Source organism: Salinimonas profundi (assembly GCF_014750655.1).
GTDB classification, from domain to species: domain Bacteria; phylum Pseudomonadota; class Gammaproteobacteria; order Enterobacterales; family Alteromonadaceae; genus Alteromonas; species Alteromonas profundi_A.
On sequence record NZ_JABBXD010000003.1, the window covers coordinates 17,052 to 34,201 of the forward strand.

Consider the following 17,150-nt stretch of genomic DNA (forward strand, 5'->3'; position numbering starts at 1 on the left):
CCTGCTCAACACGTAATTTTAGGGATGTCCTGCCAGTTTGTCGTAAACTGAGGCGACAGGAAGTTGCGCTTCATGGACCACTGCACGTTTACACCTTTTGCTGCTATGCCTAATGTATTCTTACCATATCTTTGATTGATCAGGTCCATGCACTGCATTAATTCTGGTTTAGATTTGGACTCATCAAAAAGGTCAGGTTGGGTTTGTCTGGCCGGGCAAAGTGCGAGCGCACCAACGCCGCTTTTGTGAAATTTCACCCCTGGCTTGTAAATCTCCGTCGCGGCTTTGGACACCACTCTAACCAGGCTGCTTACATCGTTTACCGGAAATGCGAATGTATGTTGAACGGACCGGTGATAATGCCCGCTGCTGGCAAATGGATTGGCATGCGCAAATACCGTAAGTACCTGAATTGCACTTTGTTGTCGCCTCACTTTTTCAGCAACACGCTCTGCGTGCCAGGCGAGCGACTGTCGCAAAGACGTGAAGTCCGTAACCGGTGAGCCAAATGCGCGGGTAGAAAACGTCTGCTTTTTCTCTGTTGGCAGCGTTTCCCAGTCAAAACAAAATGTGCCGTTAAGCTCACGTACAGTACGTTCAATCTCCACAGAAAACTGCTTGCGCATAGCTTTGGGGCACGCGTCTGCCAGCGCCAATGCAGAGTCGACATTCATAGCCGTTAGTCGTGACGCAATACGTTTACCCACTCCCCAAATATCACCGACCTGCATTTGCGCTAATAAACGTCGCCGGATCTCATCACTAATCAGTACGGCCGTTCCTTTCTTAACCTTGCGCTTTTTCGCCACAAAACTCGCCACCTTTGCCAGAGTCGGCGTAAGGCTGATACCCACACTCACTGGCAATCGGAGTTCGCGGGCTACGGTTTCTCTGATCATCAACGCATAATCGGCCCAGCCCTCTTTGGGTACCCATTGTCCGAAATCCAAAAAGCATTCATCAATACTGTATACATGCTGGCGAGGCGCAAATCGTCCGAGCACCTCCATCATTTTGTTCGAAAGGTCGTCGTACAGCTCGTAGTTCGATGAGCGAATTACCGCACCCTGGTCGCGCAACATATCCTGCACTTTGTAATACGGCCCGAACTTCTTAACACCCAGCAGCTTCGCCTGATCGCATAACGCACAGATACATCCATCATTATTGGTCAGCACAACCACTGGTCGCTGGCGAATAGAGGGGTCGAAAATCTTTTCTGCGGACGCGTAAAAGCTATTTACATCAACTAGCGCAAACATTGTGCTAATTGTCTGGCATAGCGATGCAGTCTGACCGAGCGAATCACGATCCCCTCTTCTTCGAAAATATCCCCTTCGCGTAGCTGATGGCCCTGCTGATTGCTACCGGGCGATAGCAACAGGCTTGCTTTGCGATCAAATAGCTTGCACACAAAGCTGCCATTTAAATTTGCCACCACGACATCCAATGAAGAGGCCGTGGCCGCGCGATCGACAATAAGGAGATCCCCGTCAAAGATACCCACCCCGGTCATTGAATCGCCTTTTGCCTGACCAATAAATGTCGCGGTGGGGTGCTCCATCAACAGCTCATCTAAATCCAGCGTTAGCTGCCGGTATTCTGCAGCAGGAGACTGAAAGCCGCTGATACCCGCCTGCGCGAAAACAGGAATTACTTTTAACATACTGCATATCTCTGGTTGCAATTTATACTGTTTATATATACAGTATTTGCAGTTGTCTCGTTAAAGTCAAATTACAAATCGGAGTGAATCATGGCGATTACCGTACAATATGTCGTAACACACAAAGAGGTTGAGAAGCTTGTGACCACGGACAAAAAAGCCGCAGATCAATACGATAAAATGCTGGATACTGCAGATAACCTTGCTGGCTTCATGGCTGCCATGGGTGTGAAAATGGAAGATACACAGATGGAAGAGCTCTCCATTTTGCTGGCGAAAAACAAAGACAAGGTGAATAAGCTGCTTAAAGGCACTTCTTTAGATAGCGTACTGGAAGACAGCAGCGCAGAAGTGGTAAAGCTTAAAGCGGGCAATGAGAATTAACAGACAATAACAGCGGCGACTTTTTTTATCGGGTCAGAGTTGTTATAACAACGCCATCCGGAGCATGACCTAGAAACCAATGTCGCATCAATCCAATTTACACGCATCATCAGTGGCGGAACTGGCTGTAGACATCAAGAACCTGGTGTACTCATACAGCAAGTCCGCGCCCCCCGTTATTTCTGTCAAAAAATGGCAGCTACCTAAGTGTGAGCATGTATTTGTTTCTGGTGCGTCAGGTTCTGGCAAAAGTACGTTACTCAACTTACTGACCGGTACACTACAGCCAGACTCAGGATCAATTACGCTGTTCAACACGGATTTTGGTGCGCTTTCGGCACGACAAAAAGATGCGTTTCGGGCGCAGCATATTGGCGTTGTGTTCCAACAATTCAATCTTATTGATTACCTGACTGTGTTGGAAAATCTCACCGCTGCAGCCTATTTTGCAAAAAACACATCTCTGGATATTGAGGCGCGGGCCAGACAATTACTGGAAAAATTACAATTACCTTCATCGGTACTTCAACAGCGAGCAGATACGCTCAGCGTCGGACAGCAGCAACGGGTGGCAATCGCCCGGGCGCTAATCAATGCGCCCCATCTGGTGATAGTTGATGAGCCGACGTCGGCGCTTGATGCCGACGCCCGCGATAAATTTATGCAATTGCTGATTGAAGCAACCTCAGACAGTGCGGTCATTTTTGTCAGTCACGATAAGAGTCTGGCCCAATATTTCGATACCCAAATCGATATGGCGTCGCTTAACCAGGCAAACGAGGGGCAGGTATGATTGCAAAGATAGCGCTGGCCAGTCTCAAAAACCGACGCACCTCCGTACTATTAACGCTTATATCCATCATTATCAGCGTAAGCCTTTTGCTGGGCGTTGAATTTATTCGCGGTCAGATAAAGCAAAGTTTCACCCGTACCGTTTCCGGCGTTGATTTAATCGTTGGTGCGCCCACCGGTAATCTCAACCTGCTGCTTTACTCAGTATTTCGTATTGGCAACGCAACCAACGGCATCAGTTGGGAGCAGGTAGAAAAACTTGATGATCACGCGCTGGTAGACTGGGTCATTCCTGTTTCGTTAGGCGATAGCCACAAAGGGTTCCGGGTAGTGGGGACAGACAACCGGTACTTCACCCATTATCAGTACGGCAATCAGCAGTCACTTGAGCTCTCATCAGGGTCAACATTTACTGGCGACATGTCGGCGGTAATTGGTAGTGAAGTGGCAAAGTCTCTGGGTTACACGGTTGGCGACGAACTGGTGATTTCCCATGGTCTGGGAAACGTCAGCTTCAAACAGCATGAACAGCACCCGTTCACTATAACGGGGATACTCGCAGCAACCGGTACACCTATCGATAAAGCCGTGCACGTTACATTGCATGGTGTAGAAGCCATGCATGAAAAAGCATCCTCGGGCTCATCTGTTCGCTCAATGCGGATCCGTAAGCCGGCAGATCAGGATGGCCCGCCTTCCTCTCGCGCTGGTGCCGACACGAATCAGGGTGCCCACCAGCACGAGCCTGAGCAGGTTACAGCCATCTTTGTGGGCCTGACCAGCCGGGCAGCTGCACTTCAACTGCAGTATCAGCTCAACCAGAAAAATGACGAGCCGGTACTGGCAATTTTGCCCGGGATGGCATTGTCGCAATTGTGGCAATTAATGGGCGGTGTAGAAAAGCTGCTTCTTGGCATCTCAGTGCTGATTCTGGCGGCCTCGCTTATCGGTTTAATCACCATGTTGCTGGCTACCATGCGGGAACGGCGTCATGAAATAGCAGTGTTGCGCGCAATGGGCGCGGGGCCCCTGGCAATTCTATGGCTAATACAGACGGAAGCATTACTTGTGGCGCTGGTGGGGTGTATCGCCGCCCTTGGTATCGACTCAGTGTTATTTGTGTCGCTGGCCTCTGTACTTAGCGAGAAGTTCGGCTTATTTATCAGCGGTACCCTGCTCACGGGAAATAGTGCCGTGATCATAGGCAGCGTCTTAATTGCTACGTGGCTATGTAGCTTTGTGCCTGCGCTGGCTGCCTACAGGCAGGCACTGCATGCCGGGCTCAGTCAGCGTTAATCGCCGACTCTGCCGGTTGTAGAAAAGCGAGTGATAACAGAGTTTACCTGCGTAACCATGTTGCGCAGCTCCTGGCTCGAATGAAGGGATGACTCCGATGCCTTTTCGGTCTCTTTAGCACCATCTGCAATCTCAACAATTTGCTGATTAATATGCTCCGCGACACTACTCTGCTCTTCAACCGCCGAAGACATCTCAATTGTCTGATCGGCAATTACACTCACGGCCTGATTGATTTCAGATAATGTCGCGCGTGTTTCTTCCACTGTATCAGTACCGCGGGTGGCTGCTTCAAGCCCTGCATCAGACACTTTCACAGCACGCTCTGAGCGCTCTGCCAGAATCTGAATAATATTGTGAATTTTGTCCGTTGACTCACGGGTTTTCGATGCCAGCGAACGTACCTCATCTGCCACCACGGCAAATCCGCGACCTTGCTCACCCGCCCGGGCAGCCTCAATAGCGGCGTTCAATGCCAGCAGATTGGTTTGCTCAGCAATCGTTGAGATAATACTAGCCGCCTCGCCGATATCAGACGTAGACTGCGCCAGTTCCTGCACGGTTGTGGATATAGATTGCACCGCCTCTTTCAGTTCGCGGATAGACTCCAATGCCATATCAGCTTTGCGATTACCGTCTTCGACATTTTTTGACGCGGTACGGGCACTACTGGCGTTCATCTCAACCCGTTCAGCAACTTCATTGATTGCCTGTGACATCTGCGTGACAGCCGACGCGATTTGCTGTGTGGCCTGATTTTGCTGACTAACCACACTACTGGCACTCACCGCCTGTCCATGGGTAAGCTCAGCAATTTTCCCAAGGCCGTTGGCAGCATCTTCGATACGAGTCAGGGCTGTTCGGGAACGAGCCAGTTCGCAACCCAACACAAGCTTGGCGCGGGCCTTTATGCCGGTATCGTTAAAATAGGTTTGTGCTACCACTTCATCACTAAAGCTTTCAGGGCTAAGTGCTATCAAACCTTCCCAGTCACGGCGCTGACTGATGCGACTCCATATGCCGGCCACTGCAAATCCGGCGGCGGCTGCCACTGCAGGCACAACACCGCCAGTGGCGGCGCAAACAGCTGTCGTTGCAAGGCCGGGAATGACAACCGGCAAACTAGCAGATATCCAGTCACGCCCACTTCGCATCGCACTTACCGCAGACTTACCCTGGCGCAGCCGCAGATAAGTATTTTCAGCACGCTGAATCTCTTCAGGCAGAGCCGGCACACGCACAGACTCATACCCGACAATATTGCCCTTTTCGTAAACCGGGGTAACGAACGCAGATACCCAGTAGTGATCGCCGGACTTACGTCTGTTTTTGACCAGCCCCAGCCAGATGTTGCCTGATTCGAGCGTTTCCCACATTTGTTTGAAAACCGCCGGCGGCATATCAGGATGCCGAACCAGGTTATGGTTTTTACCAATCAGCTCCTTTTCGTCAAAACCGCTCACTTCAATAAATTGCTGATTGCAGTGTGTTATTACACCGCGTCTGTCGGTAGACGAAATCAGGCGATAATCCGACGGAAATTTATATTCTCTATTGGTAACAGGCTGATTGTTGCGCATAAAAAGGTGAACTCCGGCATTCCCTTGAATCGTGTTTTATTTCACTGATAGGCGGAAACGATAATCTAAGGAAAATTGTACCTGACCATGTGAGTCAGGTGTCCTGTAGATAATTATCGGCTTCTGAGGTAACAGCTAAAGTATTTTTTAAAATACGTTATGCGCCCCGCCTATACGTATAGTCCAAAAGTCTAATCACGCAAGTATAGGTAATAATTGATATTTTTAAAGTATTCGAGAAAAGTAAATGGCACAGGCAGAAGTGAAGGAAGCGGGCGTACTGGTAACGCCCGCGACACCTGATGTAAATTAACGCGTGGCTTCGTTGGCAAGACGGTCCAGAAGCATCATGGTTTCCTGGCTGGCTTTTTCCATTTCCTGTAACAGGCGGTATGCCTGATCTTTATGGTTATTATGGAACGCCGAAACCGCTTCTGTACCAGCGCGATGCACTTTGGCGTGAGGCGCTTCTAATCGAGCAAAAACATCGGTCTGCGCCAGGGCGCTTCCGGCCTGCTGCTGATACCATTGCCCCAAGCGGCATGAACGGTGGTCAACGAGCTCCTCAATACGCTTGTGACTGCCACCATTCATCATAGCGTACACTTCACTCTTCCAGGCCACGTGGTCCAGCTTTACGGTCTGTATAAACGTCTGGTGCGAAGCCAGCGTGATAGTTTCCTTCATGCTTGAGCAATGCGAAACCATCTGATCATAATCCTGACTCAGGTCATTAACGCCGGACGTCAGATGCGTGTTATTTTCCTGCAGTTCCGACACCGCACCCACCGCCGCTTTGGTTGACTGGATAATTCCTTTTACCAGCTCTGCCACTTCACTGGCCGACTTATTCGTTTCGTTCGCCAGCGCACGCACTTCATCAGCAACTACGCTAAAGCCACGACCTGCATCACCAGCTCTGGCCGCTTCAATCGCTGCGTTAAGTGCCAGCAGGTTGGTCTGATCAGAAATACTGGTGATTGTGCTAACAAATTTATTGATGTTGTCGGCGGTATCTGACAAACCGGCAATACGCTCACTCATCTGCCCCATACGCGCGTTTAATGCTTCCATTGCCTGGCCAATACTCTGTAGCGATGCCGAGCTGGAGGTAAACAGGTTATCAATATTACTCAGATTACTGCTTTCGTTGCTTATTAACTCATAAGAATGGGCCACCGTTTCACGAATACTGGCCACCTGATTCAAGGACTCAACCAGCGACTGCGTCAGTACATCTGCCGTTCCCGCTTCAACCTGATTCTGCAATACACTGTTTCGACTACGCTCCTCATCAAGCGCCGTTTCAAGCTGATAAATTTTGTCCTGCAGCGCTGTTTTTTCTTTATCCAGGCGCGCAATTTCCTGTTGTTTTTCGTCAAGGGAAGATCGGAAGACGAGCATAACCGCCTCTTAAGTAAAAAAATGCCAGCCAATACTGACACACTTATTAAAAAAACCTATTGGCCATTAGTCCAAATTGGGGGCTGGGAAAAACAGGCCATAGTGTACGACCTGTTATCGGCCCTGACCGCCAAAAACTTTACATCTTTTCAGGCGTGCTCATAGTTTTTATCCGGCAAGTCGGCCTGATGAAGCGCAATGGAAGTATCGATCCGCAACTGTGGTATATAACAATGTGTTGCAATAACAAGCAGTTTTGACCTGGCTGCATCATTAAACAAGTGGGCGAGCGTCTTGCAGGTAAAGATATCCAACCCTTCGAAAGGCTCATCAATTAGCAACACGTCTTTTTCAGCCAGTAACGCTCTGCCAATGGCGATGCGCTTCTGCTCACCACCTGATAATGCACGGCCACCGGCCCCCAGCCATTCACCCAGGTTTGTCATGTAGCTCAATCCAAGTTTCGACAATACCTGGCGGATTTCCTGATCGGCCACCGCGCCAGCCGGTGCCAGGTTTTCGCGGAGTGTGGCCTGCAGTACAACCGGGGTTTGTTCCAGGTACATCCAGTTTCTGATAAGCCCCGGCTGTAGTGCTTTCGCACCACAGTATTTATTGCCCCGAAAAGGAATGTCGCCGGCAATCGCCTGTAGCAACGAGGACTTCCCCACACCTGATGCCCCCCTGAGCGTTACAATACCATGGGCGGGAAAGACGGCCGTAACCGGCTGAACATTTCTGCCAACAGCGCTGAAATGCTTAAGACGAATACACCCTGACGCCTCAGGCTGTATGCTTACCTTGCGCATGGTCAGTGAGGTCACAGCCTCCTGCGCATTGTGGTACCGCGCGGCAAACGTTAGTGCTGATGATGCGCGCCCCAGCCACTCAGGTGCTGCAAACAATACCAGCGGCACAATCATCGCCATCGGGTTGGCGTAAACCTCAGCGCCTGCCTTCCAGATATAAACGCCAATCATCACAAAACACAGTCCTTGCAAGCACCATACGGCTTGCTGCGCCAGTGTATGCAGACCCGCTTCAAGCGACCATACCGGCCTTGCCGATGGGCGTTGATGTTGTGCTTGTTCAAACAAATGCCACAATGCGCTGCAGCGCAAATACGCCTCGCTTTGTTCGCTAAGTGCGGTCTGTGCCACGACCTGCTCAGCAGCAATAGCCAGACTTTTAATCACCACCCACCCGCTGATAATCAGCCAGCCTATGCCCAGAACTGCAAACCATGTGGTGCCGGGCAACGCTATGAAAACCCCTGCAATAAGCAGTACCGGTAGCAGTAACAACGCGGTAGCAAGTTGCGATATGCAGGCTATCCAGACAGCGGCAAGCGTTTCAGTGTGTGCACTAAGTGCATCCGCAAGTTGCGCTTTGCGCTGGATTCGATGGTTAGCCAACCGGCGAAACAGTTGATGTCTTAACCAAGCCGTACGCATCAACAAATCGCGATGGCCAGCCCACATGTGTCCATATCCTGATGCAATGCGCAATAATGCCAACGCCCTTATAATCACCGCCGGCAACATATAATTAAACCCGACCGGTGCTATCGCACAGGCAGCGATGAACCAGGCCGAAATAATCAGGATCAACAGTCCCGTTACGCCGTGCGCAATGGCCAGTAATAAGGTTATCCAGGGCGTTTTCATGCACTATCCCCACGATGTTGTTTTACCTGATGATCTGCAACTTCCCAGTGTGTGCTAAACCAGGTTTGCTCCAGAGGCTTATGAGAGACCCAAATGACGGTCTTATGACTACAGCAGCGATGAATCAATTCACACAGCGCCTTGTGCTGAGATACCGGCAAATGTGCTGTGGGCTCATCTAACAACCAGACATCCGCCTCTCTTAACAGCAGCCTTGCCAGTGCCAGGCGTTGTAGCTGACCGCCCGACAACCCGGGTTGATCGCCCATTTTAGTATCAAGCCCGTCCGGCAGCGCATAGATGTCACACAGCATTTCAACGTCTTGCAGAACACTGTTTAGCTGCTCTTGAGTATACCGTGCGCCCAGGCACAGGTTTTCCCGTAACGTGCCCGGCAAAAACACCGGCTGTTGACTGAGCGTAACGCAGTAACATCCCAGGGTATGGCTGGCCTGCCGAAAGCCTGCCAATGATTCAAGCAATGCCGTTTTACCTGCGCCGGATGCGCCGGACACCTGGATCCAGTCCCCCGGCGCTACACTCAGTTCGAAGGCACGCAACGACGGTGCATCAAGGGTAAAGTTACGGGCATAAAACCCGGTAAATGTTCTGATTGTCCCAGGTGCGGCCGGCGGCTCATTCAACAGCCCTGTCAGGGCTTCAGAAGCAGTCGCGGCCTGGGCTTTTTGATGATAAAACTGCCCGAGCTTTTTAAGCTGACTGAGTAGTAGCGGCGCCGATAAGAGGATCCAAAGTCCTGAGAAAAACGATATCTCCGGCCCAACCTGTAGCTCTCCCAACAAACTAAAACCAATAAAAACAGCAATCAGCGCTACGGTCAGGGTAGAGAAAAAATCCAGCACCGTGGTAGACAAAAATGCCACTGACACAACCTTCATGGTGCGTGTATTTAGCGCCTGACTGGCTTGTTCCATGTGCTGCTGTTGCCGCTGATGCGCCCCTAGAGTACTGAGCAGCGGCAGGGCCATCAGACGGTCAGTAAAAATGTTTCCCAGCCTTGTCAGCGCTGTAAACTCCCGTTTTTGCAAGCTGGCTGCGCCTTTTCCCACAATCACCATAAAAAGCGGCACAACGGGCAGTGTTATAAGCAGCATCAGGCCAATAAAATAATTCAGGTAAGTGATCACCGTCAGCACAATCAGCGGCACAATTATCGCGATGTATTGCTGTACACAATAATCTGTTCGCCAGTTGACCAGCGCAGGCAGATGTTTCTGCCACACTACCTGCCAGTGGTACACCGGCCGGGTGCGTACAAGAGCATGCTGGCGTGCTGCAAACTGCGCACTCAACCGTGCTTCCAGTGCAGTCAACTGCCGAAAACGGGATGCATTGCTTAGCCGCATATCAACACCCTGACATAGCCAGCTGACAGACAGCGCAGCGCACAGGGCCATCAGTAAGGAAAGTGAGGCAGGCTGACTGTCAATGACCCACTGCTGTGCAATAGCGGCGAACGCGCCAAAAGCAGCAATAAGCGCCAACTCTCTGCACACACCGATTACTATCAATGGCGTTAATTTAGGCAGCGTTTCGCTGCCAACCTCTTGATGTAGCCATTGTTTTAACGGGTCCTGCCTCATCATGCTTTTCCTACGGCTGACTGTCAGAGCGATCCATATCTTCGGTGGACTCAAGCCACATAGCATTGATAATGCCAAACGCACAAGCCAGAAGAACCCCGAGAATCCAAGTGAAATACCACATAATGCCTCCTAGTAAATGGCGTGAGATTTATCCAAATCATCTGATTTTAGGCGCCCACGCATAACGTAAAAACCATATGCGGTGTAACTGAGCACAATCGGTACAAAGATACAGGCGACGGCAAACATGATTTTCAGTGTCATTAGGCTGGACGTCGCGTCCCACATTGTCAGACTGGCATCAGGCATTGTGGTACTGGGCATGAGAAACGGAAACATGGAGCAACCCGCGGTCAGAATGATACCGGCCATCATCACGCTGCTGCCAACAAAGGCCCAGCCAGGACGATGAAGTTTGGAGAATATCGCGCACAGAACGCCACCACCAATGCCTGCTACAGGTGCAGCAATCATCCAGGGATACAGAATATAGTTTCTCATCCAGCCACCGGGCTCAGTAACAACGCTTTTAAGCAGCGGGTTGGAGGTGCCCAGAGTATTAATCTGTGAGGTAACGACAAAGCCGTCGATACCCAGCGCTACCCAGACGCCGGCAATAATAAACAAAGTAATGGTTACCACGGATAAAATGATGGAGGTGGCGCGCGCGCGTACCTCCACAAATCCGTCGGTTTTCATCTGCAGCCATGCTGCCCCGTGATTTAACAGCATAGCGACTGAAATCAACCCGGTTAACAGGGCGAAGGGTGACAACAACCCTAAAAAGCTGCCGGTATAGGTTGCTTTTAGCGTGTCATCCAGTTCAAACGGAACGCCGAGTAATAAGTTACCGAACGCAACACCGAAGATTAGCGCCGGAATGAAGCCACCAGCAAACAACGCCCAGTCCCACGCCTTGCGCCAATTTTCGTCAGGAAGTTTACTGCGATAGTCAAAGCCAATCGGACGCATCCATAGGGCAATCAGCGTTAACGCCAGCGCCAGGTAAAAGCCGGAAAATGCTGTGGCATAGATCATCGGCCATGCGGCGAAAATTGCGCCGCCAGCAGTGATAAACCAGACCTGATTTCCATCCCAGTGCGGTCCAATCGTATTTATCATCACGCGACGTTCTTTATCGTTATGACCAATGATGGTAAGCAGCGCGCCCACCCCTAAATCAAAACCGTCAGTTACAGCGAAGCCAATCAGCAATATGCCAATCAGGCACCACCAGATTACACGCAATACCTCATAATCAATCATGCTCTTACTCCTTCGTCCGTAGTCAGACCAATTGTTTCATTGACCTCATTATCATCAGCCGGAGGTACCGGGCCTTTTCGGGCAAATTTTTTCATCAGGTAAAAGGCAACAATGAACATGACGGTATAAAACGCGCTGTATAACACCAGTGTTGTGACGACATCAGACACACTCAGATTTGAGACAGAGGTATGCACAGGCAACACTTCAGCGATGGACCAGGGCTGTCTGCCATATTCAGCCACGAACCAGCCTGCCTCACAGGCAATCCAGGGTAAGGGCAGACCGTACAGCGCCGCTTTTAGCAACCAGCGCGGCTGGGTGATCCGATGCCTGGTGCTGTAGTAAAATGCCGCAATGAATAACGCCAGCATTAAAAAGCCGCACAGCACCATCAGGCGGAATGACCAGAACAGTGGCGCAACAGCCGGAATACTGTAGTCCACGGCCTGCGCAATCGCGGCATCGGTCGGCTGAGTAATATCCTGCGTATAAGGTTCAAGCAGCATGGCATAGCCCAGGTTAGCTTTATGCTGATTGAACAAAGCCTGCTCCTGTTCGCTCGCCTCACCACGACGTACGCTGTCCAGATGTTCGTAAGCGATGATGCCTGACAGAATTTTTTCACGATGTCTGGCTTTCAGATCTTTGAGACCTGTGACCTCTTCATCCAGTGAGCGGGTTGCAATTAATCCCATCAGCCATGGCACCTGCAACGCATAATCTGTCTGCTCTTTTTCATCATTTGGCAGCCCGAACAGCGTAAACGCTGCTGGTGCAGGATGTGTCTCATATTCTGCTTCAACCGCGGCCAGCTTTACTTTTTGAACATCGCCCAACTCATAGCCGCTTTCATCTCCCAGCACAATGACGGATAACACGGATGCCAGCCCAAAACTTGCGGCTATGGCAAATGAACGGCGGGCAAATGCAATATGTTTGTGATTAAGCAGATAGTAACTGGAGATAGCCAGTACGAAGATAGCGCCGGTGACATAGCCGGCTGACACGGTATGAACAAATTTCACCTGCGCAACGGGATTAAAAATCACCTCGGCAAAGCTGGTCATCTCCATACGCATAGATTCAAAGTTGAATTCTGCGCCGACCGGATATTGCATCCAGCCATTAGCAATGAGGATCCAAAGGGCAGAAAAATTCGAGCCAAGAGCAACCAGCCAGGTGGTCATCAGATGCTTTACTTTCGACATCTTGTCCCAGCCGAAAAAGAACAGCCCGACGAATGTAGACTCAAGGAAAAAGGCCATCAGACCTTCAATAGCCAGCGGTGCACCGAAAATGTCACCCACATAATGAGAGTAATACGACCAGTTCATCCCGAACTGGAACTCCATCGTCAATCCGGTGGCGACACCGATGGCAAAGTTTATACCAAACAGCTTACCCCAGAATTTAGTCATTTCCCGGTAGATCTCTTTACCGGTCATTACATACACCGATTCCATAATAGCCAGCAGAAAGCTAAGCCCCAGTGTCAGTGGCACAAAAATAAAATGGAACATAGCAGTCAGTGCAAACTGCCAGCGCGATAGTTCAACCAACGTATCGCTCATGATGTGTCTCCTTAGTACTTATCTTCGAGTTATCAAACGGGCATGAAAACTCTGTGTGCTAAGTGAATCACATCGACAACAAGCAGGATTTGATCTATCGCAAGGGAATCGCGAAAGCGCTAGTCGAGCAGCGTACTAAAAGCATCGTAAAGCAGACGAATAGCAAGCAGCGTGACAATCCATTTAAACGCGGTTTTAAAGTGATGTGTGGGAAGGCGCACCAGCATTTTAAGACCCAGCCATGTGCCCGCCGCCCCGCTGGCAATCATTAGTGTAATCAGCGGTAACCATTGGTATACCGCAAACCCGATAGTACTGAACACAATGGCTTTAAGCGCATGCTGCATTGTCATACAGGCAGCAAATGTGGCGGTCAGGGTAAGTTTGTCGTCGTATTTTCTGTGAATGAAGGCCGCCACTAAGGGTCCTGCTGCGCCGACAAACATGGCGATGAGGGTGGTTACCGCACCGGTAACGATATTCCCACGATGAGAGGTGTTTCTGGGTCTGGGTTTGGGGTTGGGTCCCCAAAGTAACAACAGGATAAACGCAGCGACAGCGAACTGAATAACAAGAAGTGGCAATCGTACAACAATAAATGAAGCCAGTATGGCACCGAAAACCGCTCCGGCAAGAAAATAGAAAAATACCGGTTTATCCAGATGCCTTATCGTCATCAGTGCGCGATTACCGTTTGCACCAAACTGCACCAGCCCGTGCAGCGGAATTAACACCTGAACCGGTACCACCGACGCCATGACGGCAAGGAGTAAGACCCCTCCGCCTACCCCAAGTGTTGCAGTGAACAGTGCGGTGATAAATGAGGTCGCAACCAGCAGTAAAACCGACACAGCAGATATACCGCCTGCAGTAAGCAAATCTATCATGGTTGGGTATTCCGGTATGGTCCTTTGTGGTTTCAGGCAATTAGCTGCTCAGGCGTCACGCAAGATACCTGTGTGTAAAAAAATGTACCTGCTCCAGCAGGGCATGGCAACTACACTGTCGCGTAACCACCCGTTATTCCAGGTTTGCTATGACTGAAAACTTTACCCTCTCCTCTTTTGTACTGCTGGTTGATGACGAAAATGAAGCCAGTGAATTTTACAGAACCAAACTTGGGTTCTCGCTTGTCGCTGACACGATGAGACCTGATGGATCCAGATGGTTAACACTCGCGCCCAGCGATTCCAGCCCGGTGCGGTTGGTGCTTAAACGCGCGGTGAGTCGCGACCAGCAGGCGTTAGTCGGTCAGCAAGCCGGAGATGGCACGGTAGGATCGTTGTCGACCAGCGATATGTCTCAAATGCGAACGACTCTGGAAGAAAGAGGCTTATCCATTCTGCCATCGCCGTATCAGCCTGATTGTCGGCGTGCATTTATGGTAGCGGACTTATATGGCAATCAGTGGGAAATTGTACAATCATCCCATGTGGTAGCATTTGATGTGGCAAAACCCTGCGCATCTTCACGGGTGAGCGCATAACAGAACATCATTTACATTTCATACTTTGGTCTAATTGCCCGGTCTGCATATTCTGAATAAATTTCACTATTCAGATTTCGCCATACAATTTTAATAATACCGGGCGGATTTTTTCGGGCATCTTTGTGCTAAGGATATGAAAGTGAATGCAAAACGTTCAGCTAAGCTTTACCGGTGCCCGGATTGCCGCTATGTGTTTTCCGTCGACACATCCCACTTCTTTTCTATCTTTGACAACTGCCCGCAATGCCATTCCAATACGCCCAAGCGGTGTTTAGAGCCTGAAGCCATTGCCCTGACTCACCGGGCGCGGGAGTCTCACCCGATTATTAAAACCAGAGTGATTGCTTTTACCGGAAACCAGGCGTTTAATAAGGCCACCTTTTCGGCATCACACTCTTTTATAACTACTCTGCCTGCCAGTGATCACCTGAGACAGAAAAATCCAGTAGTGAGCGGCGAGGTTTGGCTTGAAACCAGTACGCTGCATTCACGCTCCTGAGATGTGGCCTATGACAGCCCGACCAATCCCGGAGCTCATTTGTTCAATAGTTTTCGGGTACTGGGGGATTCTGCGAAAAACGAAACGCTCTATGGTTATTATCTGGTAGAGACCGAACAAATGCGTCGCCTTCGTGAAATAACCTTTCAGTGCGGAGCTTGTTTTCGCACGACACAGGATAATACTATTTTCTGTCAAAGCTGCCTGCAAACGACCAACCTGTCGACACGTCAGCTTTCTAACACTGTATTACTGCCCTTAACACAAAGCCAGTCGCGTAAGCAGGCCGGTCCTGAATTACTTAGCAAGGCGATAAAGCGCTATACAGAACAGCAGTTAAATCTGAGCAAAGGTGAACAGCGCTCTCAGCTTGAATCTCTGATTTTTTATCCGCAGCATCGTTCACCTGAAGATTATCACGGTAAACGATGGTTAGTGGAAAACGGCGTCAATATCAAATACTGTCGATACGATGCTGATAATGATATCTTTGAGATTACGCCACCCTTGCCGGGCATACCGGAATTTAATTCGGCGTTAAAAGAACGACTACAGCACTTTCCCTACGAGTATAGAGTTATCAACGATTAGTTCAGACTTTGGCTGAACTGTCCGACTGCATCAACCACCTCTTTAGCACCACGTTGAATCTCAACAATTACCTTACCGGCGTCGTCGGCCAGCGCTGCCCCGCGCTCCGCCTGTTCTTTTCCTGCATTGACGCGTGCCACCGCATCAGAGGTAAGCGATTGATTGCGCTGAACCACACTGACAATTTCTTCCGTTGCCGCCGTTGTACGTGACGCAAGTTGTCTTACCTCGTCAGCCACCACGGCAAAGCCGCGCCCCTGATCGCCGGCTCGTGCAGCCTCGATCGCAGCGTTTAAGGCCAGTAAGTTTGTTTGCTCGGCGATACCGCTGATACTGTTGATAATGGTCGCAATCTGTTGAGATTGTTCATCCAATTCGGTAATCCCTTCACTGGCCTCCACCATTCTTTCAGCCAGTGAGTTCATTACTGAGACAAGCTCTCTGATAACGTCGCTACCCTGGGTAGCACTATTATCCGTTTGTTGTGATGTGCTAAACGCAATTTCCGCGGCACCGGAGATAGCTTGCTCACGCTCGACCTGTTCGGTCACCACGGATGCAAATTTAACCACCTTATATAGGCGTCCGTAAGGGTCCAACACCGGATTGTAGGATGCCTCTAACCACAGTACGTTACCGCTTGAGTCAATCCGTTTGAAGCGTCCGGAGTGAAATTGTCCCTGATTAAGATATTGCCAGAACTGGCGATATTCATCGCTATCGGCAAGAGAGGATTCGCAAAAAATCTTATGATGCTTACCGCGAATCTCTTCCAGCCGGTAACCGGTTGCCCGAAGGAAAGGCGTATTGGCGGTGATAATGGTACCGTCAGGTTCAAACTCAATCACAGCGGTAGACCGTTGCAGCGCATCAACCAGATTCTCATGTTCTTTTGACTGACTAATGGTGCGGGTAAGATCGCTGCTATGCAGTGTGAAATGTAGCAATTCGCCCGAAAAATTTTTAACCGGCTGCATGATAGTTCTCAACCAGCCTTCTGTGCCGTCCGCTTTCGTAAAATTCACGACCCCGACGTAATGCGATTGTTGTCTGAATGCTGTTTTAAACTTTTCATAATGAGGTGTGTGCTTCGCAACCTCAGGAATGAACGAGAAAATATCTTTGTCTAATACATCATTCTGTCTGTACCCCAACTCTTCGCAAAATACGCTGTTCACGTATTCAAGGTTGCCGGATTGACTTAAGCGACAATACAGCATTTCATCATCTAAGCGATTACGGGTTTGACGCAAATGATGCAGCTCTTCCTGCATGCGCGATATTTCCGATTTCAGACGATTGTTGAACATAAAAGCTCCGAAGTGTTAACTGCAC

17 protein-coding genes are annotated in these 17,150 nt (G+C 50.0%); 6 read left to right on the top strand and 11 right to left on the bottom strand.

The window, feature by feature from the left end; genetic code table 11:
• Window positions 1-5: 5 nt before the first annotated feature.
• Both HHX48_RS07420 and HHX48_RS07425 read right to left on the bottom strand, forming a co-directional pair.
• Entirely contained in the window at window positions 6-1,262 is a 1,257-nt protein-coding gene (locus HHX48_RS07420) for a Y-family DNA polymerase (protein ID WP_191023743.1), read from the bottom strand.
• Complete coding sequence (locus HHX48_RS07425) at window positions 1,250-1,666, bottom strand: S24 family peptidase (RefSeq protein WP_191023745.1); 417 nt, start codon at window positions 1,664-1,666, stop codon at window positions 1,250-1,252. The genes HHX48_RS07420 and HHX48_RS07425 overlap by 13 nt, the downstream gene beginning before the upstream one ends.
• 90 nt (window positions 1,667-1,756) lie before the next feature.
• Between HHX48_RS07425 and HHX48_RS07430 the strand changes: the two genes are divergently transcribed.
• From HHX48_RS07430 to HHX48_RS07440, 3 genes are all read left to right on the top strand, one after another.
• Window positions 1,757-2,050: a YebG family protein gene (locus HHX48_RS07430; protein WP_191023747.1), complete on the top strand. Its 294-nt coding sequence runs from the start codon at window positions 1,757-1,759 to the stop codon at window positions 2,048-2,050.
• Window positions 2,051-2,129: 79 nt separating this feature from the next.
• On the top strand, window positions 2,130-2,843 hold the full coding sequence (locus HHX48_RS07435) for an ATP-binding cassette domain-containing protein (protein ID WP_191023749.1): 714 nt from the start codon (window positions 2,130-2,132) through the stop codon (window positions 2,841-2,843).
• Window positions 2,840-4,138 (top strand): ABC transporter permease, encoded by a 1,299-nt coding sequence (locus tag HHX48_RS07440; RefSeq protein WP_191023751.1) that lies wholly within the window; start codon window positions 2,840-2,842, stop codon window positions 4,136-4,138. Before HHX48_RS07435 ends, HHX48_RS07440 begins: the two co-directional genes overlap by 4 nt.
• Here HHX48_RS07440 and HHX48_RS07445 read toward each other — a convergent pair.
• The 8 genes from HHX48_RS07445 to HHX48_RS07480 all read right to left on the bottom strand — a co-directional run bounded on the left by HHX48_RS07445 (window position 4,135) and on the right by HHX48_RS07480 (window position 14,123).
• Entirely contained in the window at window positions 4,135-5,718 is a 1,584-nt protein-coding gene (locus HHX48_RS07445) for a methyl-accepting chemotaxis protein (protein ID WP_191023753.1), read from the bottom strand. The two genes, HHX48_RS07440 and HHX48_RS07445, sit on opposite strands and share 4 nt — an antisense overlap.
• Window positions 5,719-6,027: 309 nt before the next feature.
• Window positions 6,028-7,122: a methyl-accepting chemotaxis protein gene (locus HHX48_RS07450; RefSeq protein ID WP_191023755.1), complete on the bottom strand. Its 1,095-nt coding sequence runs from the start codon at window positions 7,120-7,122 to the stop codon at window positions 6,028-6,030.
• Window positions 7,123-7,271: 149 nt separating this feature from the next.
• Window positions 7,272-8,789, bottom strand: coding sequence for an ATP-binding cassette domain-containing protein (locus HHX48_RS07455; protein WP_191023757.1), 1,518 nt, complete (start codon window positions 8,787-8,789; stop codon window positions 7,272-7,274).
• Window positions 8,786-10,396, bottom strand: a complete 1,611-nt coding sequence (locus HHX48_RS07460; protein ID WP_191023759.1) for an ATP-binding cassette domain-containing protein — start codon at window positions 10,394-10,396, stop codon at window positions 8,786-8,788. Before HHX48_RS07460 ends, HHX48_RS07455 begins: the two co-directional genes overlap by 4 nt.
• 7 nt (window positions 10,397-10,403) lie before the next feature.
• Window positions 10,404-10,517 carry a cytochrome bd-I oxidase subunit CydX gene (gene cydX / locus HHX48_RS07465; RefSeq protein ID WP_191023761.1) on the bottom strand — a complete coding sequence of 38 codons (114 nt, stop codon included), beginning with the start codon at window positions 10,515-10,517 and terminating at the stop codon, window positions 10,404-10,406.
• Window positions 10,518-10,525: 8 nt separating this feature from the next.
• The gene (gene cydB / locus HHX48_RS07470) at window positions 10,526-11,662 is read right to left on the bottom strand and encodes a cytochrome d ubiquinol oxidase subunit II (protein WP_191023763.1); all 1,137 of its coding nucleotides are present in this window, start codon (window positions 11,660-11,662) and stop codon (window positions 10,526-10,528) included.
• Window positions 11,659-13,236, bottom strand: coding sequence for a cytochrome ubiquinol oxidase subunit I (locus HHX48_RS07475; RefSeq protein ID WP_191023765.1), 1,578 nt, complete (start codon window positions 13,234-13,236; stop codon window positions 11,659-11,661). The genes cydB and HHX48_RS07475 overlap by 4 nt, the downstream gene beginning before the upstream one ends.
• A 119-nt stretch (window positions 13,237-13,355) precedes the next feature.
• Window positions 13,356-14,123, bottom strand: coding sequence for a sulfite exporter TauE/SafE family protein (locus tag HHX48_RS07480; RefSeq protein ID WP_191023767.1), 768 nt, complete (start codon window positions 14,121-14,123; stop codon window positions 13,356-13,358).
• A gap of 149 nt (window positions 14,124-14,272) precedes the next feature.
• Here HHX48_RS07480 and HHX48_RS07485 point away from each other — a divergent pair, with 149 nt between their 5' ends.
• The 3 genes from HHX48_RS07485 (at window position 14,273) to HHX48_RS07495 (ending at window position 15,815) form a co-directional block, all read left to right on the top strand.
• Window positions 14,273-14,722 carry a VOC family protein gene (locus HHX48_RS07485; RefSeq protein WP_191023769.1) on the top strand — a complete coding sequence of 150 codons (450 nt, stop codon included), beginning with the start codon at window positions 14,273-14,275 and terminating at the stop codon, window positions 14,720-14,722.
• Window positions 14,723-14,864: 142 nt separating this feature from the next.
• Complete coding sequence (locus HHX48_RS07490) at window positions 14,865-15,224, top strand: zinc ribbon domain-containing protein (protein ID WP_191023771.1); 360 nt, start codon at window positions 14,865-14,867, stop codon at window positions 15,222-15,224.
• 39 nt (window positions 15,225-15,263) lie between these two features.
• Entirely contained in the window at window positions 15,264-15,815 is a 552-nt protein-coding gene (locus HHX48_RS07495) for a hypothetical protein (protein WP_191023773.1), read from the top strand.
• Here HHX48_RS07495 and HHX48_RS18940 read toward each other — a convergent pair.
• On the bottom strand, window positions 15,812-17,125 hold the full coding sequence (locus tag HHX48_RS18940; RefSeq protein WP_191023775.1) for a methyl-accepting chemotaxis protein: 1,314 nt from the start codon (window positions 17,123-17,125) through the stop codon (window positions 15,812-15,814). The two genes, HHX48_RS07495 and HHX48_RS18940, sit on opposite strands and share 4 nt — an antisense overlap.
• Between the last annotated feature and the right edge of the window lie 25 nt (window positions 17,126-17,150).